The sequence below is a fragment of the Candidatus Solincola tengchongensis genome, assembly GCF_015711935.1.
Lineage (GTDB): Bacteria > Actinomycetota > Geothermincolia > Geothermincolales > RBG-13-55-18 > Solincola_A > Solincola_A tengchongensis.
Genome location: NZ_JACVJJ010000095.1, coordinates 1 through 22,322, shown reverse-complemented (window position 1 = coordinate 22,322; position 22,322 = coordinate 1). Strand labels below are relative to the sequence as shown.

The 22,322-nt window shown below is 63.3% G+C and carries 20 protein-coding genes; 15 read left to right on the top strand and 5 right to left on the bottom strand.

Going from position 1 to position 22,322, the window contains the following annotated elements:
* Nucleotides 1–406 (bottom strand): enoyl-CoA hydratase/isomerase family protein (locus H7007_RS08925; RefSeq protein ID WP_287154855.1); only part of this gene is annotated, 406 nt, incomplete at its 3' end.
* A 392-nt stretch (nucleotides 407–798) separates the two neighbouring features.
* Between H7007_RS08925 and H7007_RS08920 the strand changes: the two genes are divergently transcribed.
* Nucleotides 799–1,071: an FmdB family zinc ribbon protein gene (locus H7007_RS08920; protein ID WP_287154853.1), complete on the top strand. Its 273-nt coding sequence runs from the start codon at nucleotides 799–801 to the stop codon at nucleotides 1,069–1,071.
* Between the two features lie 149 nt (nucleotides 1,072–1,220).
* Here H7007_RS08920 and H7007_RS08915 read toward each other — a convergent pair whose 3' ends face one another.
* Together H7007_RS08915 and H7007_RS08910 are read right to left on the bottom strand one after the other, a co-directional pair.
* Nucleotides 1,221–2,936 (bottom strand): TIGR04190 family B12-binding domain/radical SAM domain protein, encoded by a 1,716-nt coding sequence (locus H7007_RS08915; RefSeq protein ID WP_287154852.1) that lies wholly within the window; start codon nucleotides 2,934–2,936, stop codon nucleotides 1,221–1,223.
* Nucleotides 2,937–3,373: 437 nt separating this feature from the next.
* Nucleotides 3,374–3,820 (bottom strand): MerR family transcriptional regulator, encoded by a 447-nt coding sequence (locus H7007_RS08910; protein ID WP_287154851.1) that lies wholly within the window; start codon nucleotides 3,818–3,820, stop codon nucleotides 3,374–3,376.
* A 482-nt stretch (nucleotides 3,821–4,302) separates the two neighbouring features.
* Here H7007_RS08910 and H7007_RS08905 point away from each other — a divergent pair, with 482 nt between their 5' ends.
* From H7007_RS08905 to H7007_RS08850, 12 genes are all read left to right on the top strand, one after another.
* Nucleotides 4,303–5,601 (top strand): DUF1015 domain-containing protein, encoded by a 1,299-nt coding sequence (locus tag H7007_RS08905; protein WP_287154849.1) that lies wholly within the window; start codon nucleotides 4,303–4,305, stop codon nucleotides 5,599–5,601.
* A 219-nt stretch (nucleotides 5,602–5,820) separates the two neighbouring features.
* Nucleotides 5,821–6,666, top strand: coding sequence for a MerR family transcriptional regulator (locus tag H7007_RS08900; protein WP_287154847.1), 846 nt, complete (start codon nucleotides 5,821–5,823; stop codon nucleotides 6,664–6,666).
* A 489-nt stretch (nucleotides 6,667–7,155) separates the two neighbouring features.
* The gene (locus H7007_RS08895; protein WP_287154845.1) at nucleotides 7,156–7,476 is read left to right on the top strand and encodes a (2Fe-2S)-binding protein; all 321 of its coding nucleotides are present in this window, start codon (nucleotides 7,156–7,158) and stop codon (nucleotides 7,474–7,476) included.
* Nucleotides 7,473–8,609, top strand: coding sequence for an NAD(P)/FAD-dependent oxidoreductase (locus H7007_RS08890; protein WP_287154843.1), 1,137 nt, complete (start codon nucleotides 7,473–7,475; stop codon nucleotides 8,607–8,609). Before H7007_RS08895 ends, H7007_RS08890 begins: the two co-directional genes overlap by 4 nt.
* 16 nt (nucleotides 8,610–8,625) lie before the next feature.
* A complete protein-coding gene (locus tag H7007_RS08885) occupies nucleotides 8,626–9,408 on the top strand; it encodes a (2Fe-2S)-binding protein (protein ID WP_287154841.1) in 783 nt (260 codons plus the stop codon).
* The gene (locus H7007_RS08880; protein WP_287154839.1) at nucleotides 9,401–10,573 is read left to right on the top strand and encodes an NAD(P)/FAD-dependent oxidoreductase; all 1,173 of its coding nucleotides are present in this window, start codon (nucleotides 9,401–9,403) and stop codon (nucleotides 10,571–10,573) included. The genes H7007_RS08885 and H7007_RS08880 overlap by 8 nt, the downstream gene beginning before the upstream one ends.
* A gap of 211 nt (nucleotides 10,574–10,784) precedes the next feature.
* Nucleotides 10,785–12,314 (top strand): B12-binding domain-containing radical SAM protein, encoded by a 1,530-nt coding sequence (locus tag H7007_RS08875; protein WP_287154837.1) that lies wholly within the window; start codon nucleotides 10,785–10,787, stop codon nucleotides 12,312–12,314.
* Nucleotides 12,315–12,409: 95 nt separating this feature from the next.
* Nucleotides 12,410–13,462, top strand: a complete 1,053-nt coding sequence (locus tag H7007_RS08870) for a hypothetical protein (RefSeq protein WP_287154835.1) — start codon at nucleotides 12,410–12,412, stop codon at nucleotides 13,460–13,462.
* Between the two features lie 2 nt (nucleotides 13,463–13,464).
* Nucleotides 13,465–13,863 carry a tetratricopeptide repeat protein gene (locus H7007_RS08865; RefSeq protein WP_287154833.1) on the top strand — a complete coding sequence of 133 codons (399 nt, stop codon included), beginning with the start codon at nucleotides 13,465–13,467 and terminating at the stop codon, nucleotides 13,861–13,863.
* Complete coding sequence (locus tag H7007_RS08860) at nucleotides 13,860–14,669, top strand: HAD-IIA family hydrolase (protein ID WP_287154832.1); 810 nt, start codon at nucleotides 13,860–13,862, stop codon at nucleotides 14,667–14,669. Before H7007_RS08865 ends, H7007_RS08860 begins: the two co-directional genes overlap by 4 nt.
* Nucleotides 14,666–15,385: a class I SAM-dependent methyltransferase gene (locus H7007_RS08855; RefSeq protein ID WP_287154830.1), complete on the top strand. Its 720-nt coding sequence runs from the start codon at nucleotides 14,666–14,668 to the stop codon at nucleotides 15,383–15,385. The genes H7007_RS08860 and H7007_RS08855 overlap by 4 nt, the downstream gene beginning before the upstream one ends.
* A gap of 12 nt (nucleotides 15,386–15,397) precedes the next feature.
* A complete protein-coding gene (locus tag H7007_RS08850; protein ID WP_287154829.1) occupies nucleotides 15,398–16,147 on the top strand; it encodes a rhomboid family intramembrane serine protease in 750 nt (249 codons plus the stop codon).
* An 82-nt stretch (nucleotides 16,148–16,229) separates the two neighbouring features.
* Here the strand turns inward: H7007_RS08850 and ppcA are convergent, their stop codons facing one another.
* Both ppcA and H7007_RS08840 read right to left on the bottom strand, forming a co-directional pair.
* Nucleotides 16,230–17,678 (bottom strand): phosphoenolpyruvate carboxylase, encoded by a 1,449-nt coding sequence (ppcA, locus tag H7007_RS08845; protein WP_287154828.1) that lies wholly within the window; start codon nucleotides 17,676–17,678, stop codon nucleotides 16,230–16,232.
* A gap of 105 nt (nucleotides 17,679–17,783) precedes the next feature.
* Complete coding sequence (locus tag H7007_RS08840) at nucleotides 17,784–18,815, bottom strand: murein hydrolase activator EnvC family protein (RefSeq protein WP_287154826.1); 1,032 nt, start codon at nucleotides 18,813–18,815, stop codon at nucleotides 17,784–17,786.
* A 593-nt stretch (nucleotides 18,816–19,408) separates the two neighbouring features.
* Here H7007_RS08840 and H7007_RS08835 point away from each other — a divergent pair.
* Nucleotides 19,409–20,344, top strand: a complete 936-nt coding sequence (locus H7007_RS08835; protein WP_287154825.1) for an ABC transporter ATP-binding protein — start codon at nucleotides 19,409–19,411, stop codon at nucleotides 20,342–20,344.
* A complete protein-coding gene (locus H7007_RS08830) occupies nucleotides 20,341–22,035 on the top strand; it encodes an ABC transporter permease (RefSeq protein WP_287154824.1) in 1,695 nt (564 codons plus the stop codon). Before H7007_RS08835 ends, H7007_RS08830 begins: the two co-directional genes overlap by 4 nt.
* Nucleotides 22,036–22,322 lie beyond the last annotated feature (287 nt).

Genomic DNA, 22,322 nt, shown 5'->3' with positions numbered 1-22,322 from the left:
CCATGAGGTTGAAGCGCGCCTCCTCGGCGGCGAAGCGTATGTCGCAGGCCAGCATGAGTTCCATGGCCCCGCCGAAGGCCAGGCCGTTGACGGCGGCGATCACCGGCTTGTCCATCATCTCGTAGGCCAGAAAGGTGCCCTGCACCCCTTTGAGGAAGGTGTGGATCTGCAGGGCCGTTAACTGGCCCAACCCGGCGAAGCTCCCCAGGTCCAGTCCGCTGGAGAAGGACTTGCCGGCTCCGGTGAGGACCACGGCCCGGACCTCGGGATCCTCCTGTAGCTCCTTCGCTGCCGCTCCCAGCTCCAGGAACATGACGTGGTTCATGGCGTTGTGCACTTCGGGACGGTTGAGGGTGAGCACGGCCACCCCGTCCTCTTTCTCCAGAAGCAAGGTCTCGTAACCCATGTCTTCCTCCTCCCCGCCAGCTCGCCGTTCTTTAGGGCGATTGTATACGGCGGGGCGGCTTTTCTCCACCATCTGCGGGTAAGCGGTCGTGCCGATGACCTTTGGTGCCGGCAGGCGTTTCCGGCTCGAGAGTTGAGGGGTCAACCTGTAATCCCGGCGGAGCGGGCAAAAGGAAAGGAGTCCGTGCGATGAACGGGTGGGTTTGAGTTGAATCTGTGCAAGAGGAGGGAAGCCTCTTGGATATCCTGACGGAAAGACAAGCTGGACCGGAAAGGAGGTTTCTCCCGGTAAAAATCGGCGGGGAAACGGTGACCGAGGTTCTCCCACGGGACAAAGGAAAATACCGCCCGCGTCCATTGGGGGGCGCCTTCCTGATATAATGAGCCGAGGAGGTGAGGACTTTGCCGGTCTACGAGTACAGGTGCGACTCCTGCGGCCATTCCTTCGACCTCATCCAGCCCATGGACGCGGAGAGGACGGCGGACTGCGAGAGGTGCGGCTCCCCGGCCAGGCGCATTTTCAGCCCGCGCGTCGCCATCCGCTACGAGGGCTGGGGATTCAACGCCACCGACAAGCTCCTGCCCGAGAGCAGCCGCGTCAAGCGTGATTTCAAACAGCTGCGCGAGAAGGCGGAGCAGATCATGGACGAGGATTTCACTCCCTGACGCCGCTTGCTTCCGGGATCGGCCAGGGATTTCCTTCCCTTATCTTCATGCGGCTATGCTTCGGGTGCGCCTTGCCTTTCGCGCGATACGATCGCGTCGAACATCGCCTCATGCCTTCGTGTACCTGTTGACGCCTCCGGCCGTTGGGCTCAGATCCCTCCCATGAGTATGCGCAGGATGTTCAGCTTGCGGAAACGGGCCCCGGTGAGGGGCCACATCAGTTCTTCCTTGGGGAGATAGAGGCGGCGTCTCAATTTTCTGCATTCCCCGTCCAGCTTCTCCAGTTCCCTTCGCCGCATGTCGGCGTCGGGCATGGCCAGGATGTCGTCCACCAGCTTCAGGAGAGAGATGGTGTCGCGCAGTCGCCTCTCGTTGAGGGCCGCTCGCTGCGGGGAGAGGATGCCGTTTTTATGTTTCAGGGCGTTCAGCTCCAAAAGGGCCTCGTAGGTCACGTCCACGATCTCTTGGCGGCTCATCCACCGCGTCTCGTATCCCAGCATGTCCCTCCAGTGAGGGGAGAGGGCGGCTTGGGCGTAGTCCTCGAGGGTCCTATGTATGAGGCGTATCCCGTATCTCTCCGGCTGGCGCCAGAAGGCGCAGCCGGGATCGATGAAGGGGGCCAGGGGGCCTACGAAAGGGTTGAGGCGGGGGCCGAACTTGCGCAGCAGGTGGGCACAGTAGTCCACCGTCTCCAGGACCGAATCCCTGGTCTGGCCCGGAAGCCCGATCATGAAGAAGACGTCCAGTTTCTTGCACCCCGCCTCCAGGGCCCATGCGATGTTCCTCTCCAGCTCCTCGTTGTCGTAGCTCTTTCCCAGGAGCTCACGGATCTCGGGATCGTGCGAGTCGGGTGAGATCTGCAGGTCGAAGTTGTCGAAGCTGGAGCCCAACCGGTCGAAGAAATCACGGGGGGCTGGAGAGAAGAGCTCGAAGACCAGGTGGTTCTTGGGGTCCGCCTGGCTCATGAGCTCGATGGTGTTCATGGCGTAATCCTTTCCGCCCTGCAGGAGGTCTCCCACCAGGAAGATGGGCGCCGAGGTGAACTTGGAGATCAGGCTCACGTCGTAGGCTATCTTCTCCGGTGGCCTGAAGGCGGGCTGCCGGCGCCCGCAGAGCTCCAAGAGCGCGCTGCTCGAACCCCCGCAGAAACCGCAGTCCCGGGTACAACCCCGGCAGGTGAGGACCATGGTTATGGGGTAACTCCACCAGTTCCAGAAAGCCCGCGGGCTCTTCCAGTCGTGGTATTTGAAGACCGAACGGATGGCGTAACGGTAATTGTCCCCCAGGTATTCCAGGCTGGCGGGTACGTAGGAGAGAGGGTTCTCCCTCAACGATCCCCCCGGCCCTCTATAGGTCAGGTTGGGGACGTCCTCAAGCGAGCCGGCCCCGCGTAGGACCTCCATGGTCTTGAGGAGAGGTTCCTCGGCGGAGTCGCCGCGTATCACGTAGTCGATCTGGGGATATCTCATCATCTCCCGGTGGAAGAAAGTGGCAGAGTATCCCCCCACGATGATGGGTATGTCCGGATGTATCTCCTTGAGCATGCGGGAGACCTCGAGGACCCCTTGGGCATTGGTAAGCCAGTGGAAATCCAGGCCAAATGCCCTGGGGCGCAGCTTGGAGAGGAAGGAGGGGACGTCGAGACCTTCATCCTCCAGCATGCGCTGCGCCAGGTTGACGATACGGGTGTTGATGCCGTTGCGCTCCAGGTATTCCCCCAGGAAGGTGAAGCCGATGGGGTAGAGCTCGAAGGCGGGAGTGCTCGGGACCAGGTCGCTTATGGGGCTGGGAACGGTGGTTATCTTGCGGAAATCATAGACACTGGGCGGGTGCAACAGCACCAGCTCCGGCTTGGCGAAGAACATCTCTCACCTCGAAATCCGGGCCCACTTCATCGGGGATGGGGTGTCCGTCCCCGGCCCCTATGCAGGGCTTCTTCCCCAGCGGAGCGCGATCCTCTCCGCTGGCGCCGGCAGCCTATCTCTCCCCTCCGCCTCCCCCGAGAAAGGCGGAACCATTTGGTGCGGCATGCCCTGCTTCGTACAAGGTAAGAATATCCATAGGAGCTTGCCGCCACAAGCCTTTGGGCATAAGCCTCCAGGCCGGCGGCCGAGGTGCCGGTGGCGCGCAAAGGCCGCCTCCCCTCTTGCGCCTCAGAAGATCCGGGGGCCGGGACCTGGTGACGAGGAGAAACGCCAGGAGAGCTGAGGGCCCTCGAGTTGGAGGGCCGATCCACGCTGCACCCAAGTGCGATCCCCTTGCTGTCAGGCGCGTTGCGCCCACACCCGCCGGGCTACGGCCGTCAGGCCAGCAGCCGGCGCATGAACTCCGCGCGTTCCCGCCTGAACTCCACTAGGCGGCTCTCAAGCTCCTCCGCGATGCCGTCCAGGGCGATGCAGAAGGCTATCTGTCCCCTGCGCAAGGTGTCCAGGAGTTGTTGTGGCTGGTCGCAGATCTCGAATATGGTGGACCCGTCGGTGATCAGCTTGCATTCGGAGAAAGGGCGGGACCCACTCGCCTTGCGGCGCAGGAAATCGAGGGTCTTACGGATCTTCTGGAGGCTTATCCCCCCCTTGAGCATGCCAATTATCGTCCGCAGTTCCACCAGGTTGCCAAAGTCGTAGCCCTCCCGCCCCCCGTTCCTTTCGGGCGGGACGGCAGGCTCGATGAGGCCCGTGTCCCGCCAGTAGCGAAGCTGGCGCAGCGTGCAACCGGATATGCAAGCCGCTTGTTCCGCGCTGAAAATCATGTCGCCCTCCAGGGTGGCCTTGATGGTGGTCGCTTGGGTCGAATGGGCCGCGTTCGGTAAGCCCTATTATTAATCCAAGCCGCCCCGGGGTTCAATACCTTTTGCGGAGAAAGAAAGAAAAGATCCACGGCGAAAGCCGGCCGCCGAAAAAGCTCGCCGCATCACGGAGGTGATGGGATTACGGAATCGGGCCCCGCAACCCGGCGTGGCGTTCGCCCGCCACGGCGGCGCCACGGCGACTCCCTGAAAGGGCCTCCGGGACGAGGCGCCTTGGCCGGGGGGCGGAGAGCGGGAACGAAGGTGAAGGTCATGCCGCCGACGAAATCTCATTCGGTGCGAGAAGGGCTCGGGAAGGCGGCGGTGCCCGCGGAGGGGAGGTCCAGATGCAAAACCACGTATACAGCGCAAGTGGGGTCAAGTATAATGTTCCAGATATACATACCCGGTCAGAGGGTAATTTTCCAGATAATGGGAGATCGGTAGTGGTGGAGATAAGGCCCTTCCGGGGGGTCCTGTACAATCCTCTTGTGGTGGAGGACTTTTCGCGCGTGGTGGCGCCTCCCTATGACGTCATCACCGAGAGGCGCATGGAACAGCTTCTGTCGCGTTCCCCGTACAACATAGTGCGCCTCATCCTCCGTGTGGAGCCCGACGAATCCCGCTTCTGGAACCGCTCCGCAGCCCTGTTCCGGGCCTGGAAGATGGGGGAGGTGCTGGTCGCGGACCTGGAACAGGGTTTCTACGTGCACCGCCAGACCTTCTCCTCGCCTTTGGGGGGGAGCCTCACGCGCACCGGACTGGTCGCCGCCCTGCGCTGCAGGCCCCCCGGGACCTCGATACTCCCCCACGAGAAGACCTTCCCCCGCGTGCGCCAGGAGAGGCTAAACCTCCTCCGTGCCTGCAAGGCCAACTTCAGCCAGGTGTTCACCGTTTTCCGCGACCCGGACGGGGAGGTGTTGCCTGTTATGGAGAAAGCCGCTGCGGGACGACCCCTTCTGGAATTCCGGGACGACGAGGGGGTGGAACACCGCCTCTGGAGGCTGGACTCGCCCGGTGACCTGGAGGCCCTTGTGCGGTACCTCTCCGAACGCCGGCTGATCATAGCCGACGGGCACCACCGTTACGAGACGGCGCTGGCCTACAGCAGGGAGACGGGGGCCGATGACGATCCCGACAACGCTGCGGGATACGTCTCCGTTACCATGGTGAGATCGGAAGACCCGGGACTTCTCATCCTCCCCGTGCACCGCATTCTGGAGCCCCCCCTTCCCGGCCTGAGGGAGGTGGAGGAGAGGCTTTCCCCGTTCTTCGACTCCTCCCCGATTCCGGGTGACGCAAGCCGGAGGAGAGGGTCTCTGGCGGAAGCCATCCAAGGGGAGGAAAAGCCGGCTTTCGTGCTGGCCACCAGAGAGGGGCTGGTCCGCTTCATCCTGCGGCAGGGAGTCCAACCCCACAAAGTGATCCCGGGGAAGGAGAGCCGACTTTGGAAAGAGCTGGACATCTCCGTCCTTCACGCATTGGCCCTCGACCGATGTCTGGGACTGGACACGGACAAGCTGGCCGAGGAGGGCAGGTTGCGCTACACCCCGTGGGAGAGCGAGGCGCTGGATGCCGTCACGAGGGGGGAAGCCGCGGCCGCCATCCTGGTCCGGCCCACCCGCATGGACGATATCTGGAAGATCGCCGAGGGCGGTGAGAGGATGCCTCACAAGAGCTCCTATTTCCACCCCAAGCTTCCCAGCGGCCTGGTCATCTTCGATCACCAGATCGCTTTCCGTTGATCGTCCCCGCACGGCGTTTCACTCTCGGGTGGAAGTGAGGGTTCTCGCGAAAAGTCTTGGGCGCGAAGACGCTGAGCGGGCGCGCTCGCGCGCTATTGCAATTCAATGATGTTAACCTATACTTAATATATGCCTGTCAAGAAGAGCGTTTCCCGTGGAGGTAAGAGGGCGGGGGGCGGCAAACCTCCCGATACCCGAAACCTTCTTAAGGTTTCCCAGGTGGCGAAGGCCACCGGCGTCTCCACATCGGCCATCAACTATTATGTGCGCATGGGCTTGCTTCCCCCTCCATTGAAGACACATCGCAACATGGCTTATTACCACCCCTCCTACGTGCAGATGATCAACTACATAAAGCGGCTGCAGCTGCAGAAGCACCTTCCGCTGGAGAGGATAAAGGAAATAATGGCCGCCAAGATGGAGATATGGAGGGAGATGGACCGTGGCCTGGAGGTGGGGGGAGGGCAGGAGGCTCCCTCCGGTCCCGCCAAAAAGGTGGAGGTCAGGGAGAAGATAATGGAAGCAGGCGTGAGGCTCTTCTCCCGCAAGGGCTATCATTTCACCACCGAGCGGGACATCGTCTCCGCGGCCGGCGTCTCCATGGGGGAGTTCCACGAGCTGTATTCCGGAAAGGAAGACCTCCTCATGGACCTGGCGGAGGAGGGGGTGCGCGTTTTCCGGGCCCGGGTGGCCAAGGAGATCGCCTCCGTGGACGACATGCTGGAGAGGATCAAGATCGCCATACCGGTGGCCTTCAAGTTGATCGTGGAGAACCGGGAGATCTACAACCTCTACCTGGAGGGGGCCGCCACCGGCGACCTCTCCTTCGATCGCAAGCTCTCCCAGATGACCATGACCATCGCCGAGGACCTGCGGGCCACCATCGCACGCGGGGTGCGAGACGGGACCATCCGCAAGGTCAACCCGGCCATTGCCGCCAGTGCCATCATGGGGCAGCTCGTCCGCCTGGCCAATTACTGGATGGAGGATCCCCTGAAGCACGATATAGACGAGATAACCCGGGAGTCCATCGAGTTCGTCACCAGGGCACTCAAACCCGATTGAGGCCCCATCGCCGGGAAACTCGCCTCCGCCTCGTCGCTGGTGCCGATCTCTCCTGTCCTGCGACGCGCCTTTTTCTCTTTTGTCCGATGGCGCGACCACGAAGTCGCGGGGAAAACCCCGCGTTTTAAGAGCTGCGTGGCCTTGGTGCTCCGGCGGCGAGGGGCACGAAAAGAGGCTCGTAGGGAGGGGGCCCCATCCTGTGATCACCCTCATGGCGGTAGCGGTTTTCCATCGATGGACACTTGTATAGCTGTGTCGCCGCATCTCGACAGACATGACCACAGCGTTCCGGGTATGTGCAGACCGGCTTGTTCAAACGCTGGGGATAGAAGCCTGGAACTAACGTAGGGCTTGAAGGACCTGTGCGGCGAGAGGTTAATATTTAGGTGTTTTGAGCACCTGAAGTTCCTTAATGGGATATGTTTTCCTGTTGTCGGTGACGGAGCCAGGCGGCAGGGGGCCGGGAAGACGAAGGGAAGTGAAAAACAGATGGAAGATCGGCAGGACCTGCGCGTGCACGGACACCCGGTGCTCGGGGACCCGGAGTGCGGCAGGGAGGTCACCATATTCCTGGACGGGAGGCCCCTGAAGGCCAGGGAAGGGGAACCCGTTGCCGCGGCACTTTTCGCCTCCGGTATTCGCGTCGCCCGATACACTGGAGGGAAAAGAGAACCACGAGGTCCTTTTTGCATGATCGGCAGATGCACCGAATGCCGCATGCTGCTGGAGGGCAAGGGCACGATCATGACCTGCCTCACCCCGGTCGAGGAGGGGATGCGCCTTCGCACTCCGGGAGGAGGCGAAAAATGAGCTTGCGTTGTGAAGAACATCCGCTGGTCGTGGTGGGTGCCGGCCCGGCGGGATTGTGCGCCGCCGCGGCGGCGGCGGGAGCCGGCCTTCCCGCTCTCGTCCTGGACGAGGCATCGCGAGGCGGAGGCCAGTTGACCAAGCAGATCCACCGCTTCTTCGGTTCCCGGGAGCACGGGGCGGGCAAGAGGGGCTTCGAGATCGCCGAGGAGCTGGAGTCCCGCTGCCTTGAAGCCGGGGTGGAGATACGCCTAGGACACAGGGTACTGGGTTTTTTCCGGGACGGGCGTCTCCTGGTGCAGGGCGAGGAGGAAGTCTTCGTCCTGCGGGCCGGGGCCGCCATCCTGGCCACGGGAGCCGTGGAGAGGAGTTTTCCCTTCCCCGGCTGGACCTTGCCGGGGGTCATGGGTGCCGGTGCGGTCCAGACATTGGTCAACCTGCACGGTGTCCTGCCGGGCAGGAGGGCGCTAATGGTGGGCGCAGGGAACGTCGGGCTCATCGTCGCCTACCAACTGCTGCAGGCGGGGATGGAGGTTGTTGGCCTTATTGAGGTCGGCGATCGCGTGGGGGGGTATCAGGTACATGCGGCACGCCTGCGCCGGGAAGGGGTCCCCATTTTCCTGCGCCACCGCCTCCTGGCCGCCGAAGGGGGGAGGGAAGGGGTGGAATCCGTCCTGGTGGAGGACCTGGACAGCGGGGTCCGGAAGCGCTTTTTCGTGGACACCCTCTGCCTCGCCGTGGGGATGTCGCCCCAGGCAGAGCTGGCGGCCATGCGGGGATGCATGATGGCCTACATTCCGGAACTTGGAGGGTTTCTTCCCTGGCATGACCGGATGATGCGCACGGATAGAGCAGGGGTGTATGTGGCGGGGGACCTGGCGGGGGTGGAAGAGGCATCGGTGGCCATGGACGAGGGGCGGCTGGCCGGACTCGCAGCGGCCCTTGATGCCGGGGCCCTGGATCCCGGGAAGGCAGCGGGGATGATGCGGGAGATAGAGAGGAGACTGGACCTCTTGCGCGGCGGATTCTTCGGGGAACAACGCCGAAAGGCCAAGGAGCGGCTTCATTCCCTCTCCTTTCCCGGCGAGGATGAAAAACGGACGCCCGGCTCCAGGCGGAGGAAGGAAAGCGAATAAGGAAAGGAAGGAGCGCTTGCATTCCGGGGGCACGGAAGGAAGAGAATCCTGGCGGGATTCCTGGGAAGCGGCCCGGGAGGGGACGGTGGCCGTGGTGGACTGCCGCCAAGAGATACCCTGCAACCCATGCGAGGAAGCCTGTCCCACCGGTGCCATCCGGGTGGGGCCCGACATATGCGCCGTTCCTCGTTTCGATCCCCGAGCTTGCAACGGTTGCGGGCGTTGCGTGGCTCTTTGTCCGGGAATGGCCGTTTTCCTTTTGGATCGGAGGGAGGATGACGGGTTCGCCAGGGTCACCCTGCCTTATGAGATGGGCAGAAGGCCGGTGGAAGGGGAGGAGGTCCAGGTGGTGGACGGGGAAGGAAAAGCGCTTACCGGGGGGAAGATACTTAAAGTAAGGGCGGTGGGTGGAAAAGCCCCTACCCTCCTAGTGACCGTAAAGGTGCCGGAGGAGGCGGCCCTAAAGGTTAGAGGACTGCGATACCGACTTATTGAACGGGATGCCTTCCGGGAAGCGGAGGAGGTGCCGTCATTCTCCGGCTACCCCATTTGTCGCTGTGAGGATGTCTCCATGGAGAGGGTTAAGGACATCCTGCAGGCGGGATTGCGTTCCCTGACTGCCCTGCGCAGGGCGTCACGTGTGGGCCTGGGTTACTGCCAGGGTATGTTCTGCCAGTCCTCCCTGCGGGAGGAGCTGGCGAGGGCTGCCGGGAGGGGAGAAAAAGAGGTCGGTGCTTTCAAGGTTCGCCCACCGGTCAGGCCGGTGAAGCTGGGTCTTCTGGGGGGAGAAAATGCCTGAAGTGATGAGTTCGGAAGTGGTGGTCATAGGAGGTGGGGTCATCGGAGCCGCCGTGGCTTACTACCTCTGCCGGGAGGGCGCGGAGGTGATGATCGTCGAGGAGGATGACCTGGCCTCGGGGGCCTCCGGAGCCTGCGACGGATTCGTCTCCCTGCAGACCAAGACACCCGGCCCTCACCTCCGCCTGGCCATGGAGAGCGCACAGCTCTTCCCCGAGCTGGCCGAGGACCTGGAGGTGGACATCGAATACCGGGGTTGCGGCGGGCTTCTCCTGGCCACCACCCAGGAACAGATGAAGGAGTTGCGCGCCAGGGCCAAGACACTAAAGGCGGAGGGGCTGGAGGTGGAGGTCCTCACCGCCTCGGACCTCAAGGAGCTTCTCCCCGAGGTGGGCAAGGAGGTCAAAGGGGGTTCCTACTGTCCTCAAGACGCCCAGGTGAACCCCATCTCCCTCACGCTCGGGCTGGCCCGGAAGGCGCAGGAGATGGGGGCCACCATCCTCCGTGGCTGCAAGGTGGAGAACATAGTGGTCACCAACAACCGGGTGCGCGAGATTCACACCACAGAGGGGAACATTCATTCCCGACGAGTTGTCTGCGCCGCCGGAGTGGGGTCGAACCAGATCGGCAAGATGATCATCGTGGACGTTCCGGTGCTCCCTCAGAGAGGCCAGATACTGGTCACCGAGTCCAGCGAGCCGGTCCTCAAGACCCTGGTGGCCGGGGCCGAATACCTGGGCACCAAGGCCAACATCGAGGGCCTCCTGCCCGCGGACGCGGAGGCCGCCAAGCTGGGCCTCGGCTTCACCGCGGAGCAGACGGCGGCCGGCAACCTCCTCCTGGGCAGCACGCGGGAGTTCGTGGGGTTCGACGATCAGACCACCCCCGAGGCCATGAACGCCATCGCCCGCAACGCCTTGCGCTACCTTCCCTGGGTAAAGGACCTGGACGTCATCCGCAGCTTCGCCGGCCTTCGGCCCTGTTCCCCTGACGGCCTCCCCATCCTGGGCACCATAAAGGGGATACGCGGATTCTATCTGGCCACGGGGCATTCCGGAGACGGCATCTGTCTGGCCCCCATCACCGGTAAGCTGATAAGCGAACTGGTACTGGACGGGGAGACCAGCCTGGACATCGCTCCCTTCTCCCTCTACCGCTTCAAATGAATGTGAAGGGCTCGCGGAATACGCTCTCCGAACCGACCCGCCGCGGAGATTGGGCTTCGGGAGACGGAAGCGGGCGGATGGCAGGAGGGGAGAGCCCGACTATCTCATGGCCCGCAATCGGTGTCCACCGGCGATGCGTTAATATAGTTAAATGTATTAGAGAAGAGAGTCCATACCGAAGGGAGCGGGAAAGAAGGGAAGATTCGCCACGATGAAGGTCCTTTTCGTCTATCCGGATTACAAGGTGAACGTGGACCCGCTCACCGGCCGCATGCTGGGCGTGGAGGAGGGAGGGTGGTACATGGAGGGCGTGGCCAGCCTCTCCGCCGTACTCAAGGAGCACGGTCACCAGGTAGCCCTCTATCACCTCACCCGTCCTGTCCCCAGAGAGGAGTTCCAGGCCGTGCTGCGCCGGGAAGACCCGGACCTCCTGGGGTTCGTGACCATGACCCGTGAGTATCCCCAGGTCAGGGAATACGTGTTGTGGGCCAAGGATGCCCTCGACGTCCCGGTCATATGCGGGAGCTACCATCCCACCACCCTTCCCGAGGAGGTCATCGCCACAGAGGGTGTGGACATGATATGCCGCGGGGAGGGGGAGAGGGCTCTCCTGGAGCTTGTTGAGAGGATGGATGCCGGGGAGGATTACCGGGACGTGATGAGCATATGGGTCAAGGAAAACGGAGTCATCCACCGCAACCCGGTGCGCCCCCTCATCGAGGATATCGACGAGCTCCCTCTGCCCGACTTCGCCATCTTCGACCCCCACCGGCTCATATCCACCCGCATACATACCGGGGTGGTCATCCTCTCGCGGGGATGCCCCTACAGCTGCACCTACTGTTCCAACAAGAAGATGCGGGACATCTACCCCAACAAGAACCGCTATTCCCGCTTCCACAGCCCGGAATACAGCATCGAGTATCTGAAGAAGCTCCTCTCCACCTACCCGGACATACGCTATCTCAACTTCCGGGACGACATCCTCCCCTGGAAGGGAGGGTGGCTCCAGAGGTTCACCGAGCTCTACCGCAGGGAGATCGGCCTGCCCTTCATCTGCAACTACCGGGCCAATCTGGTCACCCCGGAGGTCGTGCGCCTGCTGCGCGAAGCGGGATGTTACCAGATGTTCTTCGGGGTGGAGAGCGGCAACGACTTCATCCGCAACCAGGTCCTCAACCGGCATATGTCCCGGGAGAAGATAGTGGAGGCCTTCCGTGCCTGCAGGGAGGCGGGCATCAAGACGGTGGCTTACAACATGGTGGGCCTTCCCTTCGAGGACAAGTCCAAGGTGCTGGACACCATCAAGTTGAACGCCGAGATAAGGGCGGACCATTCCCTGAGCCCCATATATTACCCCTATCCGGACACCGTGCTCTTCGAGACGGCGGTGGAGAGGGGATGGGTGCCCCCGGTGTACGACTACCGGGAGGACCGCTACGTGGACCAGCCCACCCTTCCCCGGGACCAGCTCTACTTCGCCCGCTATTATTTCCGTCCTTTCGTGCGCATTTACCGTTTTCTGGGAGGACTTCCCGCACCTCTAGGGAAGGCGCTGGAGAAGGGGGTGGACCGGGTCTTCTTGAGCCCCCGCCTCCCTCACGGGGCTCTGGTGTCCCTGGCGCGTCGGTCCGAGAGGCTCATGAACGGACTCAAGGAGGGCTTGAGGAATGTTTCCCCCCGGTTTTATCTCTGGCTGCGGGACCGCGTGAGGGGGGTGTCCCGCTCCACCGAGGGTTGAGGCCGGGAGGGGTCGGTATCCGCCGGGAGACCGAAGGCTGGAGTCTCATAGAGGGCGGTTGAGGCGGTGAGGAAAGTGCTGGCTCGGAGGCATAGATGGCGGAGTGCGTGAGCTGCGGGAGACCAGTAGAGGCGGGCAAGTTATTCTGCGAACAGTGCTACGCTCGCATGAAGGGCAGGAGAGGGCCCTTCCGCGAGGTGGGATCCGCTCGGGAGGCGACCAGAGGGCAGGTGATCCGCACGCGGGGGGAGAGGGATGAGTCACAACCACCAGGTATTCCCGAGGGCATGAAGGAGAAGCGGGAATCCCTCACTCCGGCCACCGAGAAGAAGGTGGTGATACTCCGTCCGGAATTGGAAAAATACCCCAGAAAAGACCGTGAGAGCCGCTTCACCATCACCATAACCTTCAGCGAGAGGACCTATCGCATGCTGAGCAGGTTGAAGCCTGGCAGGGGAAAGGGCAAGGCGGGGGAGGAAGGGGCGGAGGCCGCCGCCCCGACTTCAAGGTCCGCGGGAAGAAAACACAAGGGGCCGCACGGGAGGCCGGCCCTCCGGGCACTGGAGGGAAAGGCGGGTACTTTACGCGGGACTTCCCGGAAGAGGGGAGGGTTCTCCGCCTGGGCCGCCTTCCGCCCCCGGAAGCTAGACGGCGGCGACCTGCTCTCGCTGGGAACGGCAGCCATCTCTGTGGTCTGCATACTGGTCCTCACCTTCGTCCCCTGGGTGCGCATGACCTGGGTGGCGATGGGAGGGGTGGTGGCCGGCGAGACATCTATACGCGGTAGCGACCTGGGAATACTTACCTATCTCGCGCTGGCGGTGGTCCTGGCGGCGGCGGCTTATGTGCCCATTTCCCTGTGGTTGAAGGAACGCTTCGCCTATGTGGATTACGGCCTGGTGCTGCTCGCGGCGGGACTCGTCTTCATCATCCTCTTCTACGCGAACATATCTTCCAGCCAGAGAATGGTAGACCTCGCTTTCCGCCTGGCGGGCACGGGCGGGGGGGTATCCGCGGAAGACCTGGAGAGGCATACCTCCTGGACGGCATACCTGGTATCCTTCATGGGACTAGTTCTGGCTTTCTCCGGCCTGGTCCGGCTCTCGGAACGCAGGGAGCCTCAGGAAGAACAAGGTGGAGGCGGGTAAAGTTGAGCACGGGCGCCGAGGAGAACGCCTACCATTTGCTGCAGGAAGCCCGCTGGCTTCTGGGGAACAGCCAGCCGGACAGGGCGGCGTCCCTCCTGGAGAAGGCCAAGGCGCTGGAGCCGGGCCGGGGTTCCATACTGGAGGCCCTGGGGACGGCCTATTACAACAGTGGACGTCCGGACAGAGCGCTCCGGGAGTTCGAGGAGGCCCTGGAGGTCGATCCCACCAACCACTTCGCCAGGTACGGGCTGGGAAGGTGCCTTTACCGGACCGGGAAACTCCGGATGGCCATTGGGCAGATGAAGCTGGCAGCGGTCATGGCCCCGGGAGTGGAGCTCTACCGGGAGACCCTGCGACGTTTCCAGCGCGAGCTGGAGAGGAAGGGCGAGGCCCGGGCATGAGCGCGCAACCGGAACTGCCCCCCGTCATCGAGCGCTACCAGGCCTTCCTAGTGGATATGGACGGGGTCGTCTATCTCGACCGGGAACCGGTTGCCGGCGCGGCCGATTTCGTCCAAGCCGTGCGGCGGGAGAAGAAGAAGCTGCTCTTTCTGACCAACAATTCCAAGTTCACGCGCGCGGAATACCGGGAGAAGCTTGCCGGGGTGGGCATCCCGGCCTCGGAGGAAGAGGTCCTCACCTCCGCGGCGGCCACTGCCGATTTCCTGCGCGAGAACTACGACCTGGGGGGGAGTACCGCATTCGTCATCGGCGGGAGGGGGTTGGAGGAGGAGATCGCCGCTACGGGCCTCCGCCTTCTGCGCGGTGAGGAGGCCAAGGAGGCCGGTTTCGTGATCGTGGGATGGGACACGGACCTTACCTACGACAAGCTCCGCTTGGCCTGTCTCGCGCTGCACAGAGGTGCGGTGTTCATTGGCACCAATCCCGACGCCACCTTCCCCTCCCCGGAGGGACTCTGGCCGGGAGCGGGGGCCATCATCGCCGCTCTGGAGAGGGCGGCGGGGCGGGAGGCCCTGGTGGTGGGGAAGCCCAACCTGTACATGATGCAGGTGGCCCTTAACCGGGTGGGGGAGATAGCCGACCGCACCCTGGTGATCGGGGACCGCCTGGACACGGACATCCTGGGCGGATGGAGGGCGGGGATGGACACCTGTCTGGTCCTCACCGGGGTCACCAGGCGGAAGGACCTGGAAGGGCGCCATCCCCAGCCGGATCTGGTGGTGGAGAACCTGAGGGAGCTGCTGTGAACCCGGAACGGGCGAGGGAATGGACCAGGAGCCTTTACGGGCGGCTGCTCCCAGAGGGCCGCGACGGATATCTTGCCTATATACACCTGCTTGACGAGCTCTGCCCGGATGGGGGAAGGGTGGTGGACCTGGGCTGCGGCGAGGAGGATTACCTGTCCTTCCTCTTACCGCGGGCCGAGGTGGTGGGGGTGGACCGGAAAGCGGGTCGGGGTCGCTACCACGCTTACCTTCAGGCGGACCTGGAGGACGGGCTCCCCCTGGAGAGGGAATCCGTGGACCTGGCGGCCTGCAAGTTCGTTTTGGAGCACCTGAGGCACCCGGAGAGGCTGCTGCGAACGGTCCGTGAGGTGCTGCGTCCGGGCGGCTGCCTGGTGGTCATGACGCCCAACGTGCTATATTATCCATATGCCCTTAACCTCCTCCTCTCCCGGCTCCTTCCGCAGCGCCTGCGCATGGGGCTTGTGAGCAGGATCACCGGAAGGGGGAGAGAGGACATCTTCCCGGTGTGGTATCCGTGCAACACGCCCCGCCGCCTCCGGAGCCTCCTCGAGGGATGCGGTTTCCGCGTGCTACACCTGGAGGCCTATCCCGACTACCTGGTGAGCGCCGTATGTCGTCCGGCGGGGGCCGCGGCCGTGTTCTACGAATGGTTCGTTTCCAGGCTGGGGATCGACTGGGCGGGCGGTTTCCTGGTGGCCGCCGCGCGACGGGAATAGAGGGGGTAGAAGGTGCTCCCGCTCTTCGACCGCAACCCCACCCGTAAGGTCCCCGTGGCCACCATCTCCCTCATCCTGGTCAACTTGGCCGTGTTCCTGTACATGCTCCTGCTGCAAGGGCCGCAATTGGAATTATTTACCTACAAATATTCGGTGGTGCCCTGGGAGGTGGTGCACGCCTCACCCCTGCCCCTGGGAGTCCTTCGTGAGGTACTCTCCTATCCGCCGGCGGCGGCACCCGCCAAGCAGGTGTACCTGCCGCTACTCACCTCGATGTTCCTGCACGACGGGTGGCTGCACATCCTGGGCAACATGCTCTACCTCTGGATATTCGGGAACAACGTGGAGGATGTGCTGGGGCATCTCCCTTTCCTCCTCTTCTACTTCGCCTGCGGGCTCTTCGGGACCTTGCTCCACGTGGCCGTGTTCCCGAACAGCGTCGCCCTGCTCCTGGGGGCCAGCGGGGCCATCGCCGGTGTTCTGGGGGCCTACCTTCTGCTATATCCAAGGGCCTGGATATACACCCTTTTTCTCTTCTTCATCGTCCCCATACCCGCCTTCATAGTCATTGGTTTCTGGATCGTCCTGCAGTTCTTCGGGGGGCTGAGCTCCGTCTCCGGGGGCGTCAGCGCGGGGACCGCCTGGTTCGCTCACATTGGGGGGGCGTCCATGGGTATGATCATCACCGGCATCTTCTATCCCCTCCTCAAACGCAGGAGGGACGCGCTGTTCATGCTCCCCCGGCGCCACTGGTGGCAGTGAGGAAGCTGCTTCTCCCGTCCCTGAGCGCGCTGTTCATGCTCCTCCGTCTCCCGTCGGCAGCGTAGAGAAGGGCGGCATCCGCCTAACCCAGAAAGCGGCGTATTCCGGCAGCGCGCAGGACGGCCTCTCCCATCTCCCGTTCTCTTTCCAGCCCGAGGTTCTCAAGTATGATGTCGGTGAATCTCACGTGCTCCGGCTCCATGTCCGCGGCGGCGAGGACCTGCATGCGCCGCAGAGTACGCGCCGTCTCCTCCGGCAGGAGGGTCAGGGAGCGGGGGTTGAAGTAGCGCAGGGCATCGGCGAGGTCCTTCTCCAGGTTTAAGTAGGCTTCCTTGAGGAACTCCCAGTCGGAAGGGAGGAGGGCGTCCAGGCCCAGCAACTCCGGGGGGAGGCCCAGGGAATAGAGAGATGCGGTGAAGGTGATGGCCCGGGGAAGGGAAACTTCCCCCACGCTCCTCGAGTACCCGAAGAGGCCGATGTGCAGCTTTCTCTTGCGCCGCGAGGGGACGAACCTGGCCACGCGGTTGATGACCGGGGCGAGGTGGGTCACCTCGTTCTGATAAGCGGCGGTGTATCTTTGGGCCAGTTCCAGGCATCTCTCCTCGTCCAGGCGGTGCGGGGGACCGTCCTCCCTCTCCCGGAGCCTGCGCACGGCCTCGATGACCCGCTCCGGGGGGTGGTCGAACTTGAAAGAGGACTGCACGGTGAAAGTATGGGCGCTGGGATATTCCCTGGTCACGCCATCCACATTCCCGGGGGTGAGGTTGCCGCGGAAGGGTGCCGAGCCCACGCCGATTATGGGAAGGATGGGTATCCCCAGCTCCCGGGAGAGGTCGTCAAGCCTGGCCAGGGCCAACTTGTTCAAAAGGACGGCGCTTATCATGCCGTAATTCATGGCCGGGTCGGAACGGGCGAGGAAGACCCTCTGGTAGTCCACCTCCTTGTCCCGGAGATATTCCCGGACCATGGATGCGGATTCCAACATGTGTGCCCAGTCCTCGAAGAGAGGGATGACGTTTATACTGCGGGGCTTGAACTCGCCGATCCATTCGGCTATGGTGATGTCCCCTTCCCGGAAGGGACGGTGCTGCTTTCCCACCACGAAATCCGTGTAGTACCTGTAGATGCGGTCGATGCAGCGGGTGGATGCGGTCATGGGGAGGATGACCTCGAAGATGGGGGGTATCTCCTCCCCGTAAAAGAGCGAGGCGGCATCGAAGGACCTCGGTATGCTCTCCAGCGTCTCCAGGAGTATCTTGGCCTCCGCCTTCTCCACCGTGGGGTTGGGCACGCGCAGGGTGAGGAACACGTCCTTCCCCAGCACTGTCTCCTGGAAGAAGGACTCGTAGCGGGAGAGGAGTTTCTTGACCACGAAGTTGTCCACTTCCTTCCCCTCGCAGTCCCACATCTGCTCGTCGCAGCCGAGGTGGGAGAAGACGTAATAAGCCTCCTGCACCTCGTCCTCGCCTCCCAGCACGGTGTCGGCGGCGAAGAAAGGGGCTTGTACGTTGTCTGGGTGCTGCGTACTCATGCAGCGGGGCACCTTTTGTACGGGTATGCCCATGTCATTCACCATTCCGCATTCAGCATCTCGACGGTCGAGGATTCCCGAGGCGACCCCGTATGTTCGCGGTCATCACCGGTAGGCCGCCAGAAGGATGGGATAGGGGTTGATGGCCGGCCCGCCACCCGGGTGGATCTCGAAATGGAGGTGGGGCGGCCCACCCTTGGCGTTTCCCGTGTCCCCCACGTAGCCGATGACCGTTCCCGCGGTCACGTGGCCGGTGGCCCCGAAACGCTGCAGGTGCATGTAGTAATAGACGTTCCCGTCGTCGCCCGCCAGCCGCACGTAGAGGCCGGCGTTCTTGCCCTCTCCCTGGTGGACGGTCCCCGATACGCAGGCCACGCAGGGGGTACCGGCGGCGGCGAAGATGTCGTTGCCCTGGTGCAGGTGTCCAGTGCGCGGGGCATGCCAGTCGTTGGAGAAGGAGCAGGGCCCCTGCACCGGGAAGATGAAATTGCCGATGGGCGTGCTACGCGGGGTCCCGTAGTAACCACCCTGGGCCAGGAGCTCCAGGATCTCCTTGTTCACGCTCTCCAGGTACTTCTGCTGCTCCTGGATGGAGGCCTCCAGTGCCTGCCGCTTGGCGTTCAGGGTGGCCACGGTCTGCATCTGAAGGGCTTCCTTCTCCTCCAGGGCGTGCTGTCGCCGGGTTATCTCCTCGCGCAGGCGGCGTACCTCGTCGAAGACCTGATAATCCCGGCGACCGATGAAGGAGAAGTAGTCGTAGCGGGTGAGGAAGTCGTCCAGGCTGGTGGATTCGAGGAGCACCTCCATGGAGTTGACGTCCCCTGACATATAGATGGAGCGCAGCCTCTGGTGGAGGATGGTGCGAGCCCTCTTATAGTCGCGCTGGGCACGTTCCAGCTCCTGGCGGTTGCTCTCCACCTCGGCGCGGACGGCCTCGTAAGCATCAAGGGCGGCGTTGTATTCCTGGGCCAGGCGCTGGGAATCCGCCTTGAGGGCCTCCAGCTGGCGGCGCACCTTTTCCGCCTCGGCCTGCTTCTCCTGCAGTGTGGCGGGGAAAGACAGCGGGAGGGGAAGGGCAGCGAGCAACAGGGAGGCCAGCAGCGACACCGCCGCTGCCCGCCACGCCATCCTCTTCATCCGACCCTCACCCCTTTCCGCCGTTCGATTTTGTGAGGTCTTGCTATCTTTATACCCTCTGTCTCCGAGGTGTGCAAACCGCGGATTCATCGGGCTTACCATCCTGCGTGCCAGCCGAGGTCCTTACCTGCCCATCCTCCCCCGGAACCTTCTTCGACGCCCGGACCTGCGTCCCTCTCGCCCCTCGCGGTCTGCCTTCTTCGTCGGGGGCCGGCCCCTTGACATCTCAGACGTTTTCCGGTGGCCTCCGGTGGGAGATGGCCACGCGGTTGCGGTCGCCACCGGCCTTCGAGGGGCGCGCATCGTTCCCCCAAGGAGTTCCCCTCCTATGCGCTCGCCCTCTCTAGGCCCTCGCACATCCCGTGCCTCTCCCGCGGAAGCCAAGCCTCCGTTCCTGTAGGGGGCCATCAACTGTTATCCTAATGCTCTGGCGGTTGGGCCCCGGAGGGCGAAGAGGGCCATCGCCCGCTTGCTGTTGTTTTTGATAACTTTTGTTATTATATTATAATATTGTTTACAATGTCAATTTAAGTAAAAGGAGAACAGCTTCTTCTAGAAGTCCAAATCCTTTGGCTTGACGACGGGGAGGCCGGATGTCCGGGGAGGGAAAGCGATCGTTCCTGGAGGTCAGGGAACTGGAAAAGGAGTTCCAGGGCTTCAAGGCCCTGGACGGGGTGAGTCTCGAGGTGGAAAAAGGGGAGACCTTCGGCCTAATCGGCCCCAACGGGGCGGGCAAGACCACCCTGATACGCGTGCTCACCGGGCAGATCGCGCCCACTCGAGGGGAGATACTGGTGGACGGGGAGAGGGTTCGTCCCGAGGACCATCCATTCCGCCGGCGACTGGGCCTCGTGCCCCAGGACCCTTCCTTCTACGGAAGGCTTACCCCTTCCGAGAACCTCACCGTGCTGGCGAGGCTCTATGGCATGGCCCCGGAGAGGATCGCCGCCCGTGTGCGGGAACTGCTGGACTGGACGGGGCTCCGGGAAGAGGCGCGGAAACAGGTCCGCTTCTTCTCCCGTGGTATGCAGCAGCGCCTGAGTCTTGCCATGGGGCTGATACATGATCCGGAGATCGTCTTTCTGGACGAGCCTACCTCAGGGCTGGACCCCGAGGCGCGGAGCGCGGTATGGGAACTCGTGCGGTCGCTCTCCGGGCAGGGCCGGACGGTGTTCATGACCACCCACAACATGGAGGAAGCCGATCGACTCTGCCACCGGCTGGCCATCCTGGTCCGGGGTAGAGTGCGTGAACGGGGGACCCCGGCGGAGATAAAGCGCCTCCTGGGGACCGACCGGTTGGAGCTCCGCCTGGACGGCGAGGGGATGCCCGAGCTGCAGAGGACCTGCCGGGAGCTCTCCCTGGACTGCCGGGTGGAGGAGGGAGTTGTGGTCCTCACCGGGGATGCTCTCCCCGAGAAGCTTCCCCTCATCGCTCATCGGCTTTCCGGGAGCCTCCGTGACCTGCATTACCGCGAGGTCACCCTGGAGGACGCTTTCCTGCGTTTCATGGAGGAGGTCGAGGATTGAAAGGGTGGCGGACCCTTGTTTCCAAAGACTGGAAATTGATTCATCGCAACCGCCTGCTCCTCGCCGTGCTGGTCATATATCCTTTCCTGATCATGGGCGTCATCGGGGCCTCCTTCCAGGAGGGTGGGAGGCCCGTTCCCCTGGGGTTGGTGGACCTGGACCGGCCCGAAATGGCGGAGGTCGTCTGGTGGGTCCTCCCGTCGGTGAATCCGGCCGCCCTGGAGAGGTACGTGCGCCGGGAAGCCGATGGTTCGCGAACCCTCGACTCCGCCGAGCAGGCTCTCGAGGAGTTGAAGAGCGGGGAGGTTGACCTGGTCACTGCGGTTGTGGAGGATGGCTCGGACCCTCGGTGGTCGGGACATAGGGTGGATGCCGGGGTCCTGGAATGGATGATGGACGAGTTGGAGGCGGAGGCGGACGGCGTCCGCTTCCGGGCTTCCGTGGAGGAGGCCCTTGTGGAGATGCGCTCTTTGGGGGAGGGTCTGCTGGCGGGCTTGCCGTCCACCGCCTATCCTTACCTCGGCCAGGCCCTCTGGATGGAGGGTAGGCCCCTCGACTCCGCGGGGCTGATGCGGGAATATTCCCGGGACGTGGTGGAGGTCACGGATTACCCGGATCGGGAAAAGGCAATGCGGGACCTCCGGGAAGGCCGCATAGACGCCCTCCTGGTCCTGCCGCCAGGGTTCGTGCGCCGCCTCAAGACCCTGGACAAGGTGGCCGAGGTGGAGGTGGTCATCGACCAGTCCAGCCTGGTGAAGGCGGAGTTCGCCGAGACCGCGGTGCGGGGCCTGCTTTCCCAGGTCAGCGAGCGGGTGGTGGAGGAGAAGATGCGGGCGGTGGTGGCCGGTCTGCGAGTCCTGGTGGAAGGAGGCGATTTCTTCGGGACCCAGGTGGTGGGCCTTTCCCGCATCCGGGACGACCTGGTGCGCATACGGGAGAGGGTGGCCGACAACCCTGAGCTGAGCGAGCGCCTGGAGGAGGGCATCGACCTGGCGGACACGGTGATCGAGGACATCGAGGAGGCTGCCGATTACCTGAAGGGCACGGCCCTCCCAGTGGAACTGGAGATTTCCTCCGTGGCCGGGAGGCCGCTGGCGGCCAAGGATGCCGTAGTCCCCTCGCTCATCGCCCTTTCCATGCTCTGGACCGGTGTGCTCTGCGGGGCCATCCTCATGGTGCTGGAGGACGAGGAGGGGATGCGCATACGCCTTAGGTTGACGGATATGGGCCCGTTGGCCCTGGTTGGGTCGAAGCTCATACTGGCGGCGGGAATCGTGTTCGTGCAGTCGGCGGTGATGCTGGTCATCGCCGTGGCCATCTTCCGGGCCTTCGCTTCCAATTTCTTCCTGGCACTGGCGACCATCGCCGTATCCTCGCTTTCCTGCATCGGGATAGGTCTGGTGCTCGCCGCCTTCGCACGCCAGGTGGCCGGCGCGGTAATCCTCGGCCTTCTGGTCAGCCTGCCCCTGATATTCCTGACCGGGATCATCTTCCCGCTCGAACTCATGCCCTCCTTCATGCGCGGCCTGGCAAGGGCCGTTCCCCTGACCTACGCGGTGGAGGCCCTTTCCGGGGTCATGCTCCGCGGGGAGGGGGTGGCGGGCGTGGTCTCCGACTGGTTGGCGCTGTTGGGCTTTGGCCTCTTCTTCCCGGTGCTGGGTTCCGTCCTGGTGCGCCGCCGAGCGGGTTAGGCAGGCAACGGCGCGGCGGTTTGGAAAGTCCCGGAGGAGAAAGCCCCTGCAGGACAGCCGGCGAGAGGGAAGGCGGGAAGAGGACCGGCCTGAAGGGCGGTCGGTGAGCTTTGCAGAGGGAAGTGAATTGGGCGCGTGCGATGGCGCGACGCAAGGCGCGGGAAGCGCCTTTTCGGGGCCATGGCCCCTCGGCCATCTGGTAAAATAACCCGTAGTCCACGTCAGGAGAAAGAGGGGAGAGGATATGGATTACTTCAACCCGGTGGAGGTACTGGAGAGGGAGAGGC

What these genes read in the sequence shown, in the direction of transcription:
- H7007_RS08875 (WP_287154837.1), top strand. Translation starts at nt 10,785, where the DNA reads ATGAAGGTCCTTTTCGTCTATCCGGATTACAAGGTGAACGTGGACCCG.
- H7007_RS08880 (WP_287154839.1), top strand. Translation starts at nt 9,401, where the DNA reads ATGCCTGAAGTGATGAGTTCGGAAGTGGTGGTCATAGGAGGTGGGGTC.
- H7007_RS08840 (WP_287154826.1), bottom strand. Translation starts at nt 18,815, where the DNA reads ATGAAGAGGATGGCGTGGCGGGCAGCGGCGGTGTCGCTGCTGGCCTCC.
- H7007_RS08890 (WP_287154843.1), top strand. Translation starts at nt 7,473, where the DNA reads ATGAGCTTGCGTTGTGAAGAACATCCGCTGGTCGTGGTGGGTGCCGGC.
- H7007_RS08915 (WP_287154852.1), bottom strand. Translation starts at nt 2,936, where the DNA reads ATGTTCTTCGCCAAGCCGGAGCTGGTGCTGTTGCACCCGCCCAGTGTC.
- H7007_RS08910 (WP_287154851.1), bottom strand. Translation starts at nt 3,820, where the DNA reads ATGATTTTCAGCGCGGAACAAGCGGCTTGCATATCCGGTTGCACGCTG.
- H7007_RS08895 (WP_287154845.1), top strand. Translation starts at nt 7,156, where the DNA reads ATGGAAGATCGGCAGGACCTGCGCGTGCACGGACACCCGGTGCTCGGG.
- H7007_RS08870 (WP_287154835.1), top strand. Translation starts at nt 12,410, where the DNA reads ATGGCGGAGTGCGTGAGCTGCGGGAGACCAGTAGAGGCGGGCAAGTTA.
- H7007_RS08835 (WP_287154825.1), top strand. Translation starts at nt 19,409, where the DNA reads ATGTCCGGGGAGGGAAAGCGATCGTTCCTGGAGGTCAGGGAACTGGAA.
- H7007_RS08860 (WP_287154832.1), top strand. Translation starts at nt 13,860, where the DNA reads ATGAGCGCGCAACCGGAACTGCCCCCCGTCATCGAGCGCTACCAGGCC.
- ppcA (WP_287154828.1), bottom strand. Translation starts at nt 17,678, where the DNA reads ATGAGTACGCAGCACCCAGACAACGTACAAGCCCCTTTCTTCGCCGCC.